This is a genomic window from Mesorhizobium sanjuanii, assembly GCF_002529485.1.
In the GTDB taxonomy this organism is placed as follows: Bacteria; Pseudomonadota; Alphaproteobacteria; order Rhizobiales; family Rhizobiaceae; genus Mesorhizobium; species Mesorhizobium sanjuanii.
In genome coordinates, this window is record NZ_NWQG01000116.1 from 25,691 (window position 1) to 43,313 (window position 17,623).

The following is a 17,623-nucleotide window of genomic DNA, read 5'->3' on the forward strand; positions in this document are numbered from 1 at the left end:
CGGGATGGTTTCATCCCAGGGGAACTCGACGAAATCTTTGCCGGTATTCCCTCGGTCGAAACGAGGCGAGCCGCCATGGCAGAGGACAAGACCAGGACCGATACAAGCGACCGGTCAGAGATAGTCGACGACGACGTGCGGCATTTCGCCGAGGAAGCCGGCATTACACTCGACCAGGCTCGGACCTTGATCAGGCGCCACGGCAGCGACCGCAAGGTGCTGGAGGAAATAGCCGAAAGCATCAAGGGATCTTGATGGCGGTCTGAATAGCCATGAATCCTGGGACGCTTTTATCGGTTTTCTAACAAATTCGGCCTATTCCCCGTTCTGACATGGGGAGTTGGGCTTTGGTGCACACAGACAAGATCGCCGCGCGACATGCCATTGCGCTGTCCGTCGTCGTGCCGTGCTATAATGAAATCGGCGGCGTCGCCGAACTCTACCGGCGCGTAACAGACGTTTGCCAGGCACAGGCCGGGCACTCCTACGAGATCGTCCTGGTCATCGACGGAGCAACAGACGGCACCCGCGAGGCCATTTTCGAGCTCGCCACACAGGACAGCCACGTCGTCGGCATAGACCTTGCCCGCAATTACGGCCATCAGATCGCGCTCAGCGCCGGGCTGGAGTTTTGCCGCGGCCAGCGCATTCTCATCCTCGATGCCGATCTCCAGGACCCGCCGGAATTGCTCGAAGCGATGATGGCGAAAATGGATGAGGGCTTCGACGTCGTCTACGGCCAGCGGCTGAAGCGCCAGGGCGAAAGCTGGTTCAAGCGCGGCACCGCCGCATTGTTCTACCGCTTGCTGCGCAAGATGGTCGACGTCGACATGGCGCTCGATTCCGGGGACTTCCGCCTGATGAGTCGGCGAGCGCTCGATTATCTCAATGCGATGCCGGAGCGCTATCGTTTCATTCGCGGCATGGTGAGTTGGATTGGCCTGAAACAGGTGGCCTTTCCCTATGATAGGCATGAGCGTTTCGCTGGCACCACGCACTATCCATTGAAGAAGATGGTGCTTCTGGCAATGGATGCGATGACCAGCTTCTCCATCGTGCCACTGCGGTTTGCCTCGCATCTCGGCATGATCTTCGGTTTGCTCGGGCTTGCCGCGCTCGGCTACACGCTCTTCTCATGGTTTGCCGGCAGCGTCCTGCCCGGCTGGACCAGTCTGGCCGCGATCGTCCTGATCCTCGGCAGCGTCCAGCTCCTGGTCCTCGGGATTTTCGGGGAATATCTCGGGCGCATGTACATGGAGACCAAGCGGCGGCCTCTCTATCTCGTCAACGAGATCGCAGCCCACGATACCGCCGCCGCGGAGCTGCCCGTCCATCGTCTTCAAGAGCTGGCCCGGGAAATGAGGAAAGGAGCCGCGCGTGCTTCAGGCCGAGTTTGACCAGTTCGCGCAGGAATATCAGCAGCAACACGCCGCCAGCATAAGGCTGAGCGGCGAAACGCCGGATTTCTTTGCGCAGTACAAGATCGATGACGTTGCGGCACGGCTCGCTCGCTCTGGTGTGAAACCACGGCGGATACTCGACTTCGGCGCCGGCGTCGGCAATTCGCTCGGACCCATGCGCGCGGCATTTCCCGACAGCGAGATCACCTTGCTCGACCCATCCTCGCAGTCGCTCGATATCGCCAGCAAGCGCTTCCCCGGCCAGGCCGATTTCAGGCCTTTCGATGGCGAAACGATCCCTTATGAAGACGGCAGTTTCGATCTCGCCTTCGCGGCTTGCGTGTTTCATCACATCCCCGAAGATCTCCATGTCGGCCTCATCAAGGAGATCGAGCGCGTGCTGGCCGCTGGCGGCAGCTTCTTTCTGTTCGAGCATAATCCCTGGAATCCGTTGACGACGCACGCGGTGCGAAACTGTGCTTTCGACGAGAACGCGGTGCTGATCAATGGCCGCGACATGCGCCGGCGAATGAAGGCGGCGGGCTTCTCCAGTCCCGACATCGTCTACCGGGTTTTCTTCCCGCGCCTGCTCGCAAGATTGCGGCCCCTGGAACGTTACCTGACCGGGATACCTGTGGGGGCGCAATATTTCGTGCATGCGGTCAAGACTGCCGTCTGACCTGCCCTCGGATGAACGACGCGCCGAAACCTCTGATCAATCTGCCGCAAAGCGGCCTGGAGACATGATATGAACGCGGTTCAGGCGACCATGGCGGCGGTATCGCCGGTCAACGACGCCCAGCGGGCCAGGCTGATGTTCTGCCTGCTGGTCGCGCCTCTCGTGGGATTCGCGCTTTCCGCACACGCCACGGCCATCCTGCAGGATCCCGACAGTTGGTGGCAGGTCAGGGTGGGGCTCGACCTGCTGGCAAGCGGTACCTTCCCGCTGGTCGACAGCTATTCTCATACCTTCGCCGGCCAGCCGTGGATCGCCAAGGAATGGCTTGGGCAGGTTCTCCTCGCGCTCGCCTACACGGCAGGCGGCTGGAACGGCGTGGCGGTGCTGATCATCGCCACCATTGCGCTTACGATCTCGCTGCTGTCATGGCATCTCAGCGCCTGGCTGAGACCGACGGCGGCAGTCGGGCTGGCCCTGCTCACGGCGGCCATGATTTCGCCCATCTACACCGCACGTCCCCACATCTTCACCTTTCCCATTATCGTGATCTGGACGGCGACGCTTTTCCGAGCGGCGCGCAATGAGCAAGCACCGCCTCTGTGGCTGCTTGCCCTGCTCGTGCTATGGGCCAATCTCCACGCCACCTTTACTGTGGGCTTCGTCATTGCGGCTTTCGCCGGCCTCGATCTTCTTGCGCGAACCCGCCTGTCCAACCCCATGCTCCTTGCCAAATGGATTGCTTTCGGTCTGCTTTGCCCACTGGTCAGCCTGATCAATCCATATGGCGTCAAGGCCATCCTCGCGACGTTCACGGTAGCCTACGGCAATGAGGCGGTTCCCCTGATTGTCGAGTGGCGACCCTTCGACGCCTCGGATCAACCGCTCCAGGAAGTCGGCATCCTGCTGTTCGTTTTCGCGCTGCTTGTGTCGCGACTGCGCATCGGCTGGGCCAAGGCGCTGTTCATCATCTTTGCCTTGCATGTCTATCTCACCCATTTGCGCTTCATGTATCTGTTCTTCCTGCTGGTGCCGATCGCGATTGCAGCCGAGTTGGCGGAACAATATCCCGGGCTTTCCCTGGCGAAATGGATGGCGGACAAGCGCGACGGGCTGGAACGGTTTTTCGCCAGATGGTTTTACCGGATCTGCTGCATCGCCGGCGTTTTGGCGGTGGGCGCGGTCGCCGTGCTCACGAGCGCCTATCGGACCGAGCCAAGCCAGAAGACGTCCGCCAGGGACGCGCTTGCATTCGCCGAAAGCCATCATCTGTCGGGCAATGTCCTGAATTCATATAATTTCGGTGGCACCTTGATCTTCCATGGCATCAAGACATTCATCGACGGCCGGACGGATCAGCTCTTTCTCAACGGCTTTATGAAGACAGATGCCGAAATGGGCCGCAGCGGCGGAAAGCCGATCCTTCAGGCACAGCTCAAGAAATATGCGATCGACTGGGCGCTGCTGAAGGCTGACGACAGCCGCATCCCCTATTTCGACGAGCTGGGCTGGAAGCGGGCATATTCAGACAAATACGCCGTGATCTATGTGCCGGGCGCTTGATTTTCTACAGCTTTATTGCCGGCACATGACTTGAAACGCCATGCCGGCGTTGAGATCGCGACAGTAAAATCCTTATAGGAATTTTATTTCTTTCCTGTCCGCGACGTCTCGAACCTTTATGGCATTTTGATCCATATTTCATCAGGAAACACGCGTCTCGGTCACCGCTTGTTGCGGTGCTCGCGCGTTTTCACGTGATTTCCGCCCTGCCGAACGCAGACGAAGCGAAATAAAAACCGAAATAAGGAGCGCCAACGATGGATATCATCGTTATCGGGATAGGGATTTTGTTCTTCGCCCTGTCCTTCGCCTACATCAAAGCTTGCGACAATCTTTAACGGAGGGATCGCAATATGCTTGTCGACTATATCCTCGGTGGCGGTGTGACCTTGTTCCTTCTCGCCTACCTGACTTACGCCCTCGTTCGCCCAGAACGCTTCTGACCGCAACTGGCGCCAGGCACGGAAAGCTACATCAATGACTCTCAACGGATGGCTACAGATCCTCGTCTACTGCGGGATCGTCGTTTTGCTCGTGAAGCCGCTCGGCGGCTACATGTATCGCGTCTTCAACGGCGACCGCACATTTCTTTCGCCTGTTCTCGGCCCGGTCGAGCGCGGTCTTTACCGCATCTCGGGCACCAGCGAGCGCGAGGAGCAGCACTGGACCAGCTACGCGGCAGGCATCATGTTCTTCAGCCTGGCCAGTTTCCTGGTGCTCTATTTCCTTCAGCGGCTGCAGGGAGTCCTGCCCCTGAATCCGGCCGGCATGACCGCGGTTGAGCCGAACCTCGCCTTCAACACCGCCGTCAGCTTCCCGACCAACACCAACTGGCAGAATTACGGCGGCGAAAGCACGATGTCCTATCTCGTGCAGATGGCCGGCCTCACCGTGCAGAACTTCATGTCGGCGGCGGTCGGCATTGCCATCGCCGTCGCGCTGATCCGTGGCTTCGCCCGCGCCTCGGTGAAATCGATCGGCAATTTCTGGGTCGATATGACCCGCTGCACCCTCTACATCCTCTTGCCACTCTGCATCGTGCTGACCCTCGTTTATGTCGCGCTTGGCGTCCCGCAGACCCTTGGACCCTATGTCAACGCGACGACGCTCGAAGGCGCGCAACAGACCATCGCTGTCGGTCCTGTCGCGTCGCAACTTGCGATCAAGATGCTCGGCACCAATGGCGGCGGCTTCTTCAACGCCAATTCCTCACACCCCTTCGAAAATCCTGACGCGATCTCGAACCTGATCCAGATGGTTTCGATCTTTGCCCTTGGCGCTGCGCTCACCAACGTCTTCGGCCGCATGGTCGGCAACCAGCGCCAGGGCTGGGCGATCCTGGCCGCGATGGGCGTGCTGTTCATCGCCGGCGTCGCCGTCTGCTACTGGGCGGAAGCATCAGGCAACCCGCTGGTTCATGCGCTTGGCATCGACGGCGGCAACATGGAAGGCAAGGAGACCCGTTTCGGCATCGCCCTGTCGGCGCTGTTCGCCGTCATCACCACGGCCGCCTCCTGCGGCGCCGTCAACGCCATGCATGACAGCTTCACCGCGATCGGCGGCCTGATCCCGATCCTCAACATGCAACTCGGCGAAGTCATCGTCGGTGGCGTCGGAGCCGGCTTCTACGGCATCCTGATGTTCATCATCGTCGCCGTCTTCGTCGCCGGGCTGATGGTCGGCCGCACGCCGGAATATCTCGGCAAGAAGATCGAGGCCAAGGAAGTCAAGATGGCGATGCTGGCCATTCTCTGCCTGCCGCTGGCCATGCTGATCTTCACGGCCATCGCGGTGGTGCTGCCGACCGGCGTCGCCTCCATGGCCAATGCCGGCCCGCACGGCTTTTCCGAGGTGCTCTATGCCTACACCTCGGCAGCAGCGAACAATGGCTCGGCCTTTGGCGGCCTGACCGGCAATACGCCCTGGTACAACATCACGCTCGGCATCGGCATGCTGATGGGCCGCTTCCTGGTCATCATCCCGGCGCTGGCGATCGCCGGCTCGCTGGTGGCGAAGAAGACGGTTCCGGCCTCCGCCGGCACTTTCCCGACCAACGGTCCGCTGTTCGTTGGCCTGCTGGTCGGCGTCATCCTGATCGTCGTCGGCCTGACCTTCTTCCCGGCGCTGGCGATCGGACCGATCGTCGAGCACCTGGCGATGATCAACGGGCAGACCTTCTGAGACAATCATGAGTTGGCTCAATATCATGCGTCGCAAGGCCCGGCCCCGCGCCGACAATGAGGGGGAGGCAACTCCCCCTCCCTTCCCGACCATCTCCACCTTCCTCGGCATTGCGATAGTCATGATCGTGATCTGGCTGCTGGCCTACGGGCCGCCGCATCTTTTTTCGGCATCCGATCGATCGGCGCCGTCCGACAACATTGATACTGGAGCCACCAAATGAGCCAGTCCAAATCCGCTGTTATCATGGATGCCCGCATCCTGTGGCCCGCCATCGGCGGCGCCTTCAGGAAACTCGATCCACGCACGCTGATCAAGAACCCGGTGATGTTCGTCGTCGCCATCGTCTCGGCGCTCACCTCGGTCCTGTTCATCCGGGACCTCATAACTGGTGGTGGCGATTTCGGCTTCACGCTGCAGATCATCATCTGGCTGTGGTTCACCGTGCTGTTCGCCAACTTCGCCGAAGCGGTGGCCGAGGGCCGCGGCAAGGCACAGGCCGACTCGCTGCGCAAGGCGCGCACCGAGACGCAGGCCAAGCTTCTGACTGGCGACGACCGCACCAAGTTCAAGCTGGTGCCCGGCACAACCCTGAAGGTCGGTGACGCAGTGCTCGTCGAGGCAGGCGACATCATCCCGTCGGATGGCGAGGTCATCGAAGGTGTCGCTTCCGTCAACGAGGCGGCGATCACCGGCGAATCCGCGCCGGTCATCCGCGAATCCGGGGGCGACCGTTCGGCGGTGACCGGTGGCACCCAGGTGCTGTCCGACTGGATCCGCGTGCGCATCACCGCGGCCTCCGGCCATACTTTCCTCGACCGCATGATCTCGCTCGTCGAAGGCGCCGCGCGCCAGAAGACGCCGAACGAGATAGCGCTCAACATCCTTCTCGTCGGCATGACGCTGATCTTCGTGCTGGCCACCGCGACGATCCCGAGTTTTGCCGCCTATTCCGGCGGCTACATCTCGGTCACCGTGCTGGTCGCGCTGTTCGTCACCCTGATCCCGACCACGATCGGCGCCCTGCTTTCGGCCATCGGCATCGCCGGCATGGACCGCCTGGTGCGTTTCAACGTGCTGGCCATGTCTGGCCGCGCCGTCGAGGCGGCTGGCGACGTCGACACGCTGCTGCTCGACAAGACCGGAACGATCACGCTCGGCAACCGCCAGGCCACGGAGTTCCGCCCGGTCAAGGGCGTCACCGAACAGGAACTGGCCGACGCGGCGCAGCTCGCCTCGCTCGCCGACGAAACGCCCGAGGGTCGCTCGATCGTCGTGCTGGCGAAGGAAAAATACGGCATCCGCGCCCGAGACATGGCAACGCTGCACGCCACTTTCGTGCCCTTCACCGCGCAGACCCGCATGAGCGGCGTCGATATCGACGGCTCGTCGATCCGCAAGGGCGCCGTCGATTCGGTTCTCGCCCACGTCAACCAGTCGATATCAGCCGGCAGCGGCGCGCGTCCGGCCAGCGACGCTGTCCGCGATCTGCAGGCGATCGCCGACGAGATAGCCAAGTCCGGCGGCACGCCATTGGCGGTCGAGCGCGACGGGCGCCTGCTCGGCGTCGTCCACCTCAAGGACATCGTCAAGGGCGGCATCAGGGAGCGCTTCGCCGAGCTGCGCAAGATGGGCATCCGCACGGTGATGATCACCGGCGACAATCCGATGACGGCGGCAGCAATCGCGGCCGAAGCCGGCGTCGATGACTTCCTCGCCCAGGCGACGCCCGAGGACAAGCTGAAGCTGATCCGCGATGAACAGGCCAAGGGCAAGCTGGTCGCCATGTGCGGCGACGGCATCAACGATGCACCCGCCCTTGCCCAGGCCGATGTCGGCGTCGCCATGAACACCGGTACGGTCGCCGCGCGCGAGGCGGGCAACATGGTCGACCTCGACTCTGACCCGACCAAGCTGATCGAGATCGTCGAGATCGGCAAGGCGCTGCTGATGACGCGCGGCTCGCTGACGACCTTCTCCATAGCCAACGACGTGGCCAAGTACTTCGCCATCATCCCGGCCATTTTCGCCGTCTTCTACGTCGCGCCGGGGCAGACATCGGGTCCGCTGCAGGCGCTCAACATCATGCATCTGGCGACGCCTCAGAGCGCCATCCTGTCGGCGATCATCTTCAACGCTCTGATCATCGTCGCGTTGATCCCACTGTCGCTTAGGGGCGTCAAATACCGCGCCATCGGCGCCGGTGCGCTGCTCAGCCGCAACCTTCTCATCTACGGCCTCGGCGGCATCATCGTGCCATTCGTCGGCATCAAGCTGATCGACATGATCATCACCGCCGTCGGCCTCGCATAAGGAACCACGTCCATGCTCAATCAAATCAGACCCGCGATCGTCATGATCGTCTTCTTCACGGTGCTGACGGGCCTCGTCTATCCGATCGGCATGACCGGCATCGCCCAGGCGCTGTTTCCCAGCCAGGCCAACGGCAGCCTGATCGAGAAGGATGGCAAGGTCGTCGGTTCCGAGCTGATCGGCCAGGCTTTCGCCAGCGACCGCTATTTCCACGGCCGCCCGTCGGCTGCCGGTGACGGCTACAACGCCGCCTCGTCAGGCGGTTCGAACCTCGGACCGACCAATGCCAAGCTGATCGAGCGCATCAAGGCCGACGCCGGGAAGTTGAAGGCTGAAAATCCGGGCGCGCCGGTGCCGATGGACCTGGTCACCACTTCGGGCAGCGGCCTCGACCCGCATATCAGTCCCGAAGCCGCCTATTTCCAGGTCGCCAGGGTGGCCAAGGCCAGGGGCGTCGATGAAGCAAGGATCAAGTCGCTCGTCGAGAGCCACGTCGAGAGCCGCGAACTCGGCTTCATGGGCGAGCAGGTCGTCAACGTACTGGCGCTCAACCTCGCGCTGGACGAGACCACGAAATAGTGAATGGTAGGTCGGGGTCGACACCCTCCCCGGCGCCGTCCATATCTAGGATCAAATGCCAGAGGACAGCCGCACCGATAACAGACCCTCTCCAGACGCGCTGCTTGATCATGCGGAGCGCCAGGAGCGCGGTCGTCTGAGGATTTTCCTTGGCGCGGCACCCGGCGTCGGCAAGACCTATGAGATGCTGATGTCGGGTCGCGCCAGGCTGGCCGACGGGATCGACGTGGTGATCGGCATTGTCGAGACGCACGGCCGCAAGGAAACCCAGGCGCTGGTCGAAGGCTTTGAAGTCATACCGCGCCGTCAGGTCGACCACAGGGGCCGCATGCTGGACGAGATGGATATCGACGCCATCCTCGCCCGGCGCCCGGCGCTGGTTCTCGTCGACGAGCTCGCCCACACCAACGCCCCCGGCAGCCGTCATCCCAAGCGCTATCTCGACGTCCAGGAGATCCTGACGCATGGCATCGACGTCTACACGACGCTCAACGTCCAGCATGTCGAAAGCCTGAACGATGTCGTGGCCCAGATCACGCGCGTCCGGGTGCGCGAAACGGTTCCCGATTCCATTATCGACCAGGCCGATGACATCGAGATCATCGACCTCACCCCCGACGACCTGATCAAGCGGCTGAGGGAAGGCAAGGTCTACTTTCCAAACACCGCCCAGCGTGCGATCGAGAACTATTTCTCGCCGGGCAATCTGACCGCGCTCAGGGAACTGGCGCTGCGCCGTACCGCCCAGCGTGTCGACGAGCAGTTGCTGAACCACATGCAGGCACACGCCATTCCCGGACCGTGGGCTGCGGGGGAAAGGGTTCTCGTCTGCGTCGACGCGCGTCCGGGCGGGGCGGCCCGTGTCCGCTATGCGCGCCGGCTGGCCGACCGGCTCCGCGCCCCCTGGACGGCGCTTCATGTCGATACCCCTCGTTCGGCCGGCATGTCCGAGGAGGACAAGGATCGGCTGGCGACGCTGCTGCGCCTTGCCGAGCAGCTCGGCGCCGAGGTGACGACCATTCCGGGTCAGAACGTCGCGCAGGACATCGTTCGCCATGCGACCGCGAACAACTTCACCCATATCGTGATCGGCAGTCCAACCCGGTCGCGCTGGCGCGAATTGATCGAAGGCTCGCTCACTTACGATCTCATCCGCAATGCCGGCGACATCAGCGTCCATGTCATTTCGGGGACCGATCGGGGCACCGACGCTGCGTCGAGGAGCGTCAAGGCGGCAACCGAGCAGAGGCCGTTCCAGATCTGGCCCTATCTGCGTGCCACGGCCTATGTCGCCGGCGCGCTCGCCGTCAGCGCGGTTCTCGACCAGTTTCTCGACGTTCGCAATCTCGCAATCATCTTTCTCCTGGCGGTGCTGACATCGGCGGTGACCTGCGGACTCTGGCCGGCACTGTACGCCTGTCTCGTCAGCGCGCTTGCGGTCAACTACTTCTTCCTGGAGCCGCGCTACACGCTGACGATCAGCCAGCCCGAGAGCATTGTCGCGCTGGCTGTCTTCCTCGTTGTTGCCGTCATTGCCAGCAATCTGACGGCGCGCGTGCAGCGTCAGGCGGTCGCCGCCCGTTCACGGGCACGCGCCACGGAAGATATCTATCTCTTTTCGAAGAAGCTCGCCGGCGCCGGCACGCTTGACGACGTGCTGTGGGCGACCGCGTTCCAGATCGCCTCGATGCTCAAGCTGCGCGTGGTGCTGCTCTTGCCCGAGAACGGCTCGATCACCGTCAAGGCCGGCTACCCGCCCGACGACACGCTGGCCGAGGCCGACATCGCGGCCGCCCGCTGGGCCTGGGAGCACGATCGCCCCGCGGGCCGTGGCGCCGACACGCTGCCCGGCGCCAGGCGCCTTTATCTGCCGTTGCGGACCGGCCGCACGGCGGTTGGGGTCGTCGGCCTCGACAACGACAGGCAGGGGCCGCTGCTGACGCCCGAGCAGCAGCGCCTCCTTGACGCGCTCGCCGACCAGGCGGCGGTCGCCATCGAGCGCATCCAGCTTGTCGCCGATGTCGACCGGGCCAAGCTCGCCGCCGAGGCGGACCGCCTGCGCTCGGCATTGCTGACTTCGATTTCCCATGACCTGAAAACGCCGCTCGCGGCCATTATGGGCGCGGCCGGGACGCTGAGGGAGTTCGCGCCCGCACTTCCCGAGCAGGACCGGACGGAGCTCTTGTCGACCGTGCTCGACGAATCCGAGCGGCTGAACCGGTTCATCGCCAATCTGCTCGACATGACCAAGATCGAATCCGGCGCGATGGAACCGAAACACGCCTTCCACTATGTCGGCGACATTGTCGGGTCGGCACTACGGCGGGCGAAGAAAATCATCGGCGAGCACAAGACCGAAATCGACATTCCGCAGAACCTGCCGATGCTGAAGCTCGATCCGGTGCTGTTCGAGCAGGTGCTTTTCAACCTCCTCGACAATGCCGCGAAATACGCGCCGCCAGGGTCAACGATCCGCATGCGGGGCTGGGCCGACAACGGCTCCGTCATCCTGCAGGTCATGGATGAGGGGTCGGGCATCCCTCCGGCGGATCTGGAGCGAATTTTCGACACATTCTACCGGGTGCGCAAGCGCGATCAGGTCCAGGCCGGCACCGGGCTGGGGCTGTCGATCTGCCGCGGCTTCATCGAGGCGATGGGCGGGACGATAGCAGCGGCAAATAGGACCGACCGCGCTGGCGCGGTGTTCACCATCCGGATGCCGGTGCCGACGGAACTGCCCCTCCTAGGCGATCAAAATGGGGGCGATCCCAGCGTGGACGACTTGGCATGACACATTCGAACGTCAGTATATTGGTCGTCGATGACGAGCCGCCGATCCGAAAACTGCTCCGGGTCGGCCTCGGCAGCCAGGGCTATGCGGTCAGCGAGGCGCCGAACGCCAAGGCGGCGATCGAACTGGTCGAAACGGAAAAGCCGGACCTGATCCTACTCGATCTTGGCCTGCCCGGCATGGGCGGCCATGATTTGCTGCGCAAATGGCGCGACGATGGCCTGGACATTCCGGTGGTCATCCTGTCCAGCCGCACCGACGAGACCGGTATCGTCTCGGCACTGGAGCTGGGCGCCGACGACTACATCACCAAGCCATTCGGCATGAATGAACTTGTCGCGCGCATCCGCGTGGCGCTCCGTCACAAGTTCCAGCAGCAGGGCGAGAAGCCGGTGTTCCATACAGGCGATCTCACGGTCGATCTGGTGAAGCGCATCGTCAAGGTCGAGAACAGGGAGATAAAACTCTCGCCGAAGGAATACGACATATTGCGCCTCCTCGTGCAGCATGCGGGCAAGGTGCTCACCCACCAGTTCCTGTTGAAACAGGTCTGGGGCGAGTCGACCGACGTGCAGTATCTCAGGGTCTATGTCCGCCAGCTCAGGCAAAAGATCGAGAAAACACCCGACCAGCCGCGCTACCTCACCACCGAAACCGGCGTCGGATACCGCCTGCGCGAAGTCGAGTGAACAGGGAAGGTCAATCCGCCGAGAGTTCCGCGGTCCGGGCAAGCGCGCCGCTGAAGCCGGCCAATGAGATGGAAAATGTGACCGGCTGTCCGGTATCGGCCGCGATCGCATTTATCTTCAGTGTGGTGGCGGCCTTGAGCAAGGGTGTGATTTTCGCATCGAAAGCCACTGGCACCAGGCAGCCGACGACCTGGCAGGTGCTGAATTGCAGCGTGCCCTCCAGCCTCTTGTCGTCGATCTCGAGACTGATGCCCTTGGCCAGCGCCAGTCCGAATGGCAGCGCCAGCGTGCCATTGGCTTGCTCGGCGATCTTGGTCGCCAATTCTATCGCCAGTAGGCGCTGGCCGTTTTGCTTGTTGAACTGCTGATGGGACAGGCTGCAGGCCTTGTTGATGCCGGCGATCTGGCAATTGACCGTCCAGTCGCCATGGGTTTCGGACAAGGCCGACGCACCGCCGGGCAATTGCGGCGCCTTGGCCGCGCCATCGACCGGCGCCACCTTGTCGGCCTTGGTCTGCGCCGCCGCCGTCGCGACCGGGAATCCGACGATGCAGGCAATGCCCAGCATCGCCGCAAAATATGCCTTGCTTCTCATGGAAACCCCCTTCTTGCCCACCTCAGGCCAGCTAGAAGCTGACCTTGAGGGAGGCGCTGACCGCGTTCTGCGTTACCGTCTCGCCGAAGGCGCCATTGTACCTGACGGCCATGCCGACGCCATTCACGCCGTTGAGTTCGAGACCGGCGCCGACGCGATAAAGTGGCGAATCGACCTTTTCCGTCAATGTCAGCGTCGGGTTGCCAGGCAGGCCTTCGGCGGCGGCAAAACGACCCTCGATCTCCCACTCCTTGTTCGAGAACTCCACGCCCGCCTTGCCATAGACGCGAAGGCTGGCGATGTCGCTGAGCGCGATGTCGGTGCCGAGCTCGAGACCGGGCGTTGCCGAATAATAGGTGTTGGAACTCCCGTCGAAATTGAAGGCAGCGACCGAGCCCTCCTCCTTGCCGGAGACGCGAAGCCAGCGTGCATCGAACTGCAGGGTCGGCTGCAGATAGAACGAACCCATCTGCTGCGTCACGCCGAACCGTGCCGAGCCGCCGAACTGGGCGGTCCTTTGGGTGTAGGTGACACTGTTGCCGATACCGTCGAGCAGCAATTCCGGCAGATAGACCCCCGCCAGCGTTTCACCGGGAATAAAACCGACCTGATCGACATGCGTGTCGCGTTCGCCGTCGAACATGCCGGTACCGCCGCCGAGCGCGAAATCGACGAAGTAGTTCTTGTTCTCGTATTTCGCCAAGGCATAGGCCTGCCAGGATTCGCCGTCCGTGGTCGACAGCAGATCCTGGTTGAAATGGATCTCCGATTGGAACTCGGTCCGGCCGATCGTGGCGCCGAGCGACCAGTTCTGGCTGATCTCGGCGATGGCGCCGAACGACATCGTCTTCAAGACATCGTCGCGGCTGGTCGTACCGGCGCCGGCGTCGCGGTTATATTCGGCCTGCGGGCTGATCGAGCCCCAGACGCAGCGGCCGTCGGGGTTCTTGTAGGCAGGAACGCCGGTGCATTCGCGCGCCGTCTCAAGCATGATGTCGGCCGAGCGGTTGACCATCTCGAATGCATGCACCGCATAGTGCGGCGTCAGCCGTGTCAGCGCTGCGCCAAGGGCCGCCTCGTCCGGCAGGAAGCGCAGCATGTTGATCAGCCGCGCCATCGGATTGTCCGGGCTCGACGACGCCTCGACATCGTCGAGATACTGCGCCATCTGGAACACGCCCGGATCGGTGGTGCCGGAGTTGGGGTCCTGCGCCAGTTCCAGGAAGGTCGGATTGTCGGCGTAGAGGACGAGATCGGTGCCGTTGTCCACCCTGGTCAGGAAGTTGAAGCCGACCGCCGGATGCAGCGTCGTCGGCGTGATGCCGGAATCCACCATCGAGGAACCCCTGGCCAGCACATATTCCGCAAACAGCCTGTCGATGGACAGGAAATTCAGCGGCGCCTCGCCGTTGAAATTGCCGGCCCCGGTCAAGGCAAGGGCGTCGGTGATCTGATTGTTGAGATCGACGTCGGTGACGAAATCGCCGGTGGCCATCTGGGTGAAGCCGCCGGTCACATCGACCGTCTCCACGACGGCAATACCCTTGTTGGTCATCAGGCCGTCATTGAGGAAAGTGCCGCCACCGAGATCGATGGTCTTGAGACCGACCATCGAGGAATCAGCGAAGTTATGGAAGCCGTTCAAGCCGCTGCCGAGATCGATGTTGCCGATGACGCGGCCCAGCGTGTCGACTGTCCTTTGATTGTTGACCTGATCGTTGCCGGACGTCGCGGTGATCGACAGCGGGCTGAAATCGTCGAGCAGGGATTCCAGGATCGCCTCCTCCGGCGCAACGGGGCCACCAGCAGCAAGCTGCTGGAGGTACGCGGTCAGGTCTGCCTCATTCATGAAAGAAAAGGACGCCGTCGCCCCCATCGCGTAAAGAAGGCTGTTGCTGTTCAGCGTGTTGTCCTGGCCGCCGACCAGCATGGCCGCGACACCGGTGCCGCCGCCGCCGATGGCATACTGGCCTCTGAGGTCCAGGCTGATATTGCCCTTCAATCCACCGGCCGTGCTTTCGGCATAGGCTGCGACCGAATCGGCGCCCTGCGCGAACAGGTTGCCCTCCGCGATCATGTCCACGGCGCCGGAATTGCCCTGGCCGGTGGCGCTTTGCCCGAACAGTGCATAGGAACTCGCGCCCCTCACCCAGACCTGGCTCATCGCCGTAGCCTGGGCCGCGGCCGCGTCGCCGACACCGCCTTGCGAACCGGCGGCCGACTGGCCCATGGCCAACGAAGCCATGCCACCGGCGCCACCGCCCCCACCTACCGCCTGCGCGACGATGCCATGGGCGCGGTCGCCGTCCGTTTCGATTTCGCCATCTTGGATGATGGTAACCGTGCCGCCGGTACCTTTGCTGCCGCCAGGGCTGTTGAAGCCGATGGCGTTTGGACCGCCGCCATCGTCGTCGGCGCCGAAACGGCCAAAGCCTGCGCCGCCGAAGCCGCCGCCGCCACCGACCGACTGCGCGATGATGGCGATGGAATCCTTGCCCGTCGTGGTGATCGTCCCAGTGCGGATGACGGTGACGTCGCCACCATCGCCGCCTTCGGCGCCGACCCCGCCAATGGCGAGCGCATTCGAGCTCTTGCCCTTTGCGTCGCCGCCGTAGCCGCCACCGCCGCCGACCGATTGCGCGACCACGCCATGCGCGCGCTCGCCATGGGTGATGATCGCGCCGGAGATGGTGACATCCACCTCGCCGCCATTGCCGCCATTGCCGCCGAAGCCGCCGAGCTGCAGCGCGACCGAGTTGTCTCCGGCCGTATCCGCCGACACGGTGCCGCCATAACCGCCGCCGCCGCCGATCGACTGGGCGAAGATGCCGATCGCGCCGTCCTTGGTGGTTTCGATGACGCCGTCATTGTTGACGGTGACATGGCCGCCATTGGCACCATCGCCGCTCGGCAGCGAGACAGCCCCGCCGATCGACATGTCGGCTGTCGAAGCACTCGCCGCGGCGCCCGAGGCGCCGCCGCCACCGCCGACCGACTGCGCGAAGATGCCGTGCGACAGATAGCCGGTGGTCTGGATCAAGCCATGGTTGTCGACCGTCACGTCGCCGCCGCGGCTGCCTTCGCCACCGATGCCGCCGATCGACAGATTGACCGCCACCGACTCGGCCTCGCCGGTTTCGGTCGAGCCGCTGCCGGCCGCCCCGCCGCCGCCGCCGATCGACTGCGCGAAGACGCCATAGGAATTGTCGCCCTGGGTGATGATGGTTCCAGTCGCATTGTTGATGACATGGACGAACTTGCCGATGCCGCCGTCGCCGCCAAGGCCGCCCAGGGCTGCCGAAATGGAAACGGAGGCGTCGGCGGATGTCGAACCGGCCGCGCCGCCGACACCGCCGCTGCCGCCGATCGACTGCGCCATGATGCCGTGCGAATTGGCCTTGTCCGTCAGGACTATGCCGCTGTTGGTGACATGCACCTCGCCGCCATCGCCGCCGCCGGCGCCAAGACCGCCCATCGAGAACTTGACGTCCACGGTGCCGCCGTCACTGCCGGTGCTCTTGCCAGCACCGCCGGCGCCGCCGCCACCGCCGATCGACTGCGCGAAGATACCGATGGAATTTTCCTGCCTCGTCCAGATCAGACCGGTGGACTGATTGGTGACCTCGACGAGCTTGCCTTCGCCGGCGCTGCCGCCAAAGCCGGCAATAGCGCCGCCGATCGCGTATTCGGCTTCGGCACCGGCCGACGCCGAGCCACCGACGCCGCCGCCGCCACCGATGGAACTGGCGCTGATGCCGTAGGAGAAGGCGCCGTCGGTGATGATCCAATTGCTGTTGGTGACCGACACTTCGCCGCCATCGCCTGCAGTGCCGCCCGGCAGAGAGAGCGCCACGCCGATCGAAACCGTCGTCTTGCCATCGTCGCCGGCACCACCGCCGACGGTTTCGTCGGATGCCGAAGCCGCGCCGCTTGCGCCACCACCGCCGCCGACCGCCATCGCCATGATGCCGGACGAACCGAAGCCCTGCGTGGTGATGAAACCGGAATTGTTGACGGTCACCCTCCTGGCTTCGCTGGCGCCGCCGCCATGTCCGGCCAGGCCCATGTTCACGTTGACGCTGGTCTGGCTGCTGCCGCCGATATTGTAGGACTTGGCGGTGCTGGAACCGCCAATGCCGCCGCCGCCGCCGATCGACTGGGCGATGATGCCCGACGAAAAGGCGCCGGTCGTGGTCAGCGTACCCGAATTGATGACGTCGACCGTATTGCCGTAGCTGCCGGTGCCGCCGCCGCCGCCCATGGCGAAATTCGCCGCGACATTGACGCCGCTGCCGCCGCCGACATTGGCCGATCCGCCGGTGCTGGTGCCGCCATTGCCGCCACCTCCGCCAATCGACTGCGCTACGATCGCGCTACTGGAATCGCCGCTGGTCGTTACCGACATCGCATTGGTCACATGGACGTCGCCGGCGAAATCGCCATTACCGCCGCCGCCGCCGATGTTGACGGTGGCGCTCACTGTCACATTGTTACCGTAGCCGCCGGCGCCACCGAACGTGTCGCCGGCAGTGCCGCCGCCGCCGCCAACCGACTGGGCCATGATGCCCACGGCCTGGAAGCCCTGGGTTTCGATCCTTCCGCCGCTGACAAGCCCGGTCTCGACCCGGACTGTCTTGCCCTCGCCGCCGCCACCGCCGCCGCCACCGACGCCGACGCCAAGATTGACAGCCACGCCATTGCTGACGGCGCCCGCGATAGAGGTCGTGCGGCCGCCATTGCCGCCGCCGCCGCCGATCGATTGCGCCACCACGCCGCCCGAACCCGTCGCATCGGTGAGCGAAAGGAGGTTGCCGTCCGCCCTGAGCGTGACAGCGC

General features: G+C 63.5%; 12 protein-coding genes and 1 pseudogene. 10 read left to right on the plus strand and 3 right to left on the minus strand.

The window, feature by feature from the left end:
- Nucleotides 1–75: 75 nt before the first annotated feature.
- The 4 genes from CN311_RS18475 (at nucleotide 76) to CN311_RS18490 (ending at nucleotide 3,639) form a co-directional block, all read left to right on the plus strand.
- Nucleotides 76–255 (plus strand): DUF3606 domain-containing protein, encoded by a 180-nt coding sequence (locus tag CN311_RS18475; RefSeq protein ID WP_097575183.1) that lies wholly within the window; start codon nucleotides 76–78, stop codon nucleotides 253–255.
- A 77-nt stretch (nucleotides 256–332) separates the two neighbouring features.
- Entirely contained in the window at nucleotides 333–1,397 is a 1,065-nt protein-coding gene (locus CN311_RS18480) for a glycosyltransferase family 2 protein (protein ID WP_208866529.1), read from the plus strand.
- Entirely contained in the window at nucleotides 1,378–2,079 is a 702-nt protein-coding gene (locus tag CN311_RS18485; RefSeq protein ID WP_097575184.1) for a class I SAM-dependent methyltransferase, read from the plus strand. The genes CN311_RS18480 and CN311_RS18485 overlap by 20 nt, the downstream gene beginning before the upstream one ends.
- Nucleotides 2,080–2,148: 69 nt before the next feature.
- Complete coding sequence (locus CN311_RS18490) at nucleotides 2,149–3,639, plus strand: hypothetical protein (protein WP_097575185.1); 1,491 nt, start codon at nucleotides 2,149–2,151, stop codon at nucleotides 3,637–3,639.
- Nucleotides 3,640–3,800: 161 nt separating this feature from the next.
- On the opposite strand, the gene CN311_RS33880 is transcribed toward CN311_RS18490, so the two are convergent.
- Nucleotides 3,801–4,127: a hypothetical protein gene (locus CN311_RS33880; RefSeq protein ID WP_425351083.1), complete on the minus strand. Its 327-nt coding sequence runs from the start codon at nucleotides 4,125–4,127 to the stop codon at nucleotides 3,801–3,803.
- Between CN311_RS33880 and kdpA the strand changes: the two genes are divergently transcribed.
- From kdpA to CN311_RS18525, 6 genes are read left to right on the plus strand one after another with little or no spacing between them, the layout of a single operon-like run.
- The gene (gene kdpA, locus CN311_RS18500) at nucleotides 4,117–5,820 is read left to right on the plus strand and encodes a potassium-transporting ATPase subunit KdpA (RefSeq protein WP_097575186.1); all 1,704 of its coding nucleotides are present in this window, start codon (nucleotides 4,117–4,119) and stop codon (nucleotides 5,818–5,820) included. The two genes, CN311_RS33880 and kdpA, sit on opposite strands and share 11 nt — an antisense overlap.
- Before the next feature lie 7 nt (nucleotides 5,821–5,827).
- Nucleotides 5,828–6,043: a hypothetical protein gene (locus CN311_RS18505; protein ID WP_097575187.1), complete on the plus strand. Its 216-nt coding sequence runs from the start codon at nucleotides 5,828–5,830 to the stop codon at nucleotides 6,041–6,043.
- Nucleotides 6,040–8,133, plus strand: a complete 2,094-nt coding sequence (kdpB, locus tag CN311_RS18510; protein WP_097575188.1) for a potassium-transporting ATPase subunit KdpB — start codon at nucleotides 6,040–6,042, stop codon at nucleotides 8,131–8,133. The genes CN311_RS18505 and kdpB overlap by 4 nt, the downstream gene beginning before the upstream one ends.
- Nucleotides 8,134–8,145: 12 nt before the next feature.
- The gene (gene kdpC, locus CN311_RS18515) at nucleotides 8,146–8,712 is read left to right on the plus strand and encodes a potassium-transporting ATPase subunit KdpC (protein ID WP_097575189.1); all 567 of its coding nucleotides are present in this window, start codon (nucleotides 8,146–8,148) and stop codon (nucleotides 8,710–8,712) included.
- Between the two features lie 55 nt (nucleotides 8,713–8,767).
- Nucleotides 8,768–11,503: a sensor histidine kinase gene (locus CN311_RS18520; protein WP_097575190.1), complete on the plus strand. Its 2,736-nt coding sequence runs from the start codon at nucleotides 8,768–8,770 to the stop codon at nucleotides 11,501–11,503.
- Entirely contained in the window at nucleotides 11,500–12,192 is a 693-nt protein-coding gene (locus CN311_RS18525; RefSeq protein ID WP_097575191.1) for a response regulator transcription factor, read from the plus strand. The genes CN311_RS18520 and CN311_RS18525 overlap by 4 nt, the downstream gene beginning before the upstream one ends.
- A gap of 10 nt (nucleotides 12,193–12,202) precedes the next feature.
- On the opposite strand, the gene CN311_RS18530 is transcribed toward CN311_RS18525, so the two are convergent.
- Nucleotides 12,203–12,787 (minus strand): invasion associated locus B family protein, encoded by a 585-nt coding sequence (locus tag CN311_RS18530; RefSeq protein WP_097575192.1) that lies wholly within the window; start codon nucleotides 12,785–12,787, stop codon nucleotides 12,203–12,205.
- Between the two features lie 31 nt (nucleotides 12,788–12,818).
- Nucleotides 12,819–17,623 (minus strand): annotated as a pseudogene (locus CN311_RS33665) (autotransporter outer membrane beta-barrel domain-containing protein); the annotation flags it as partial.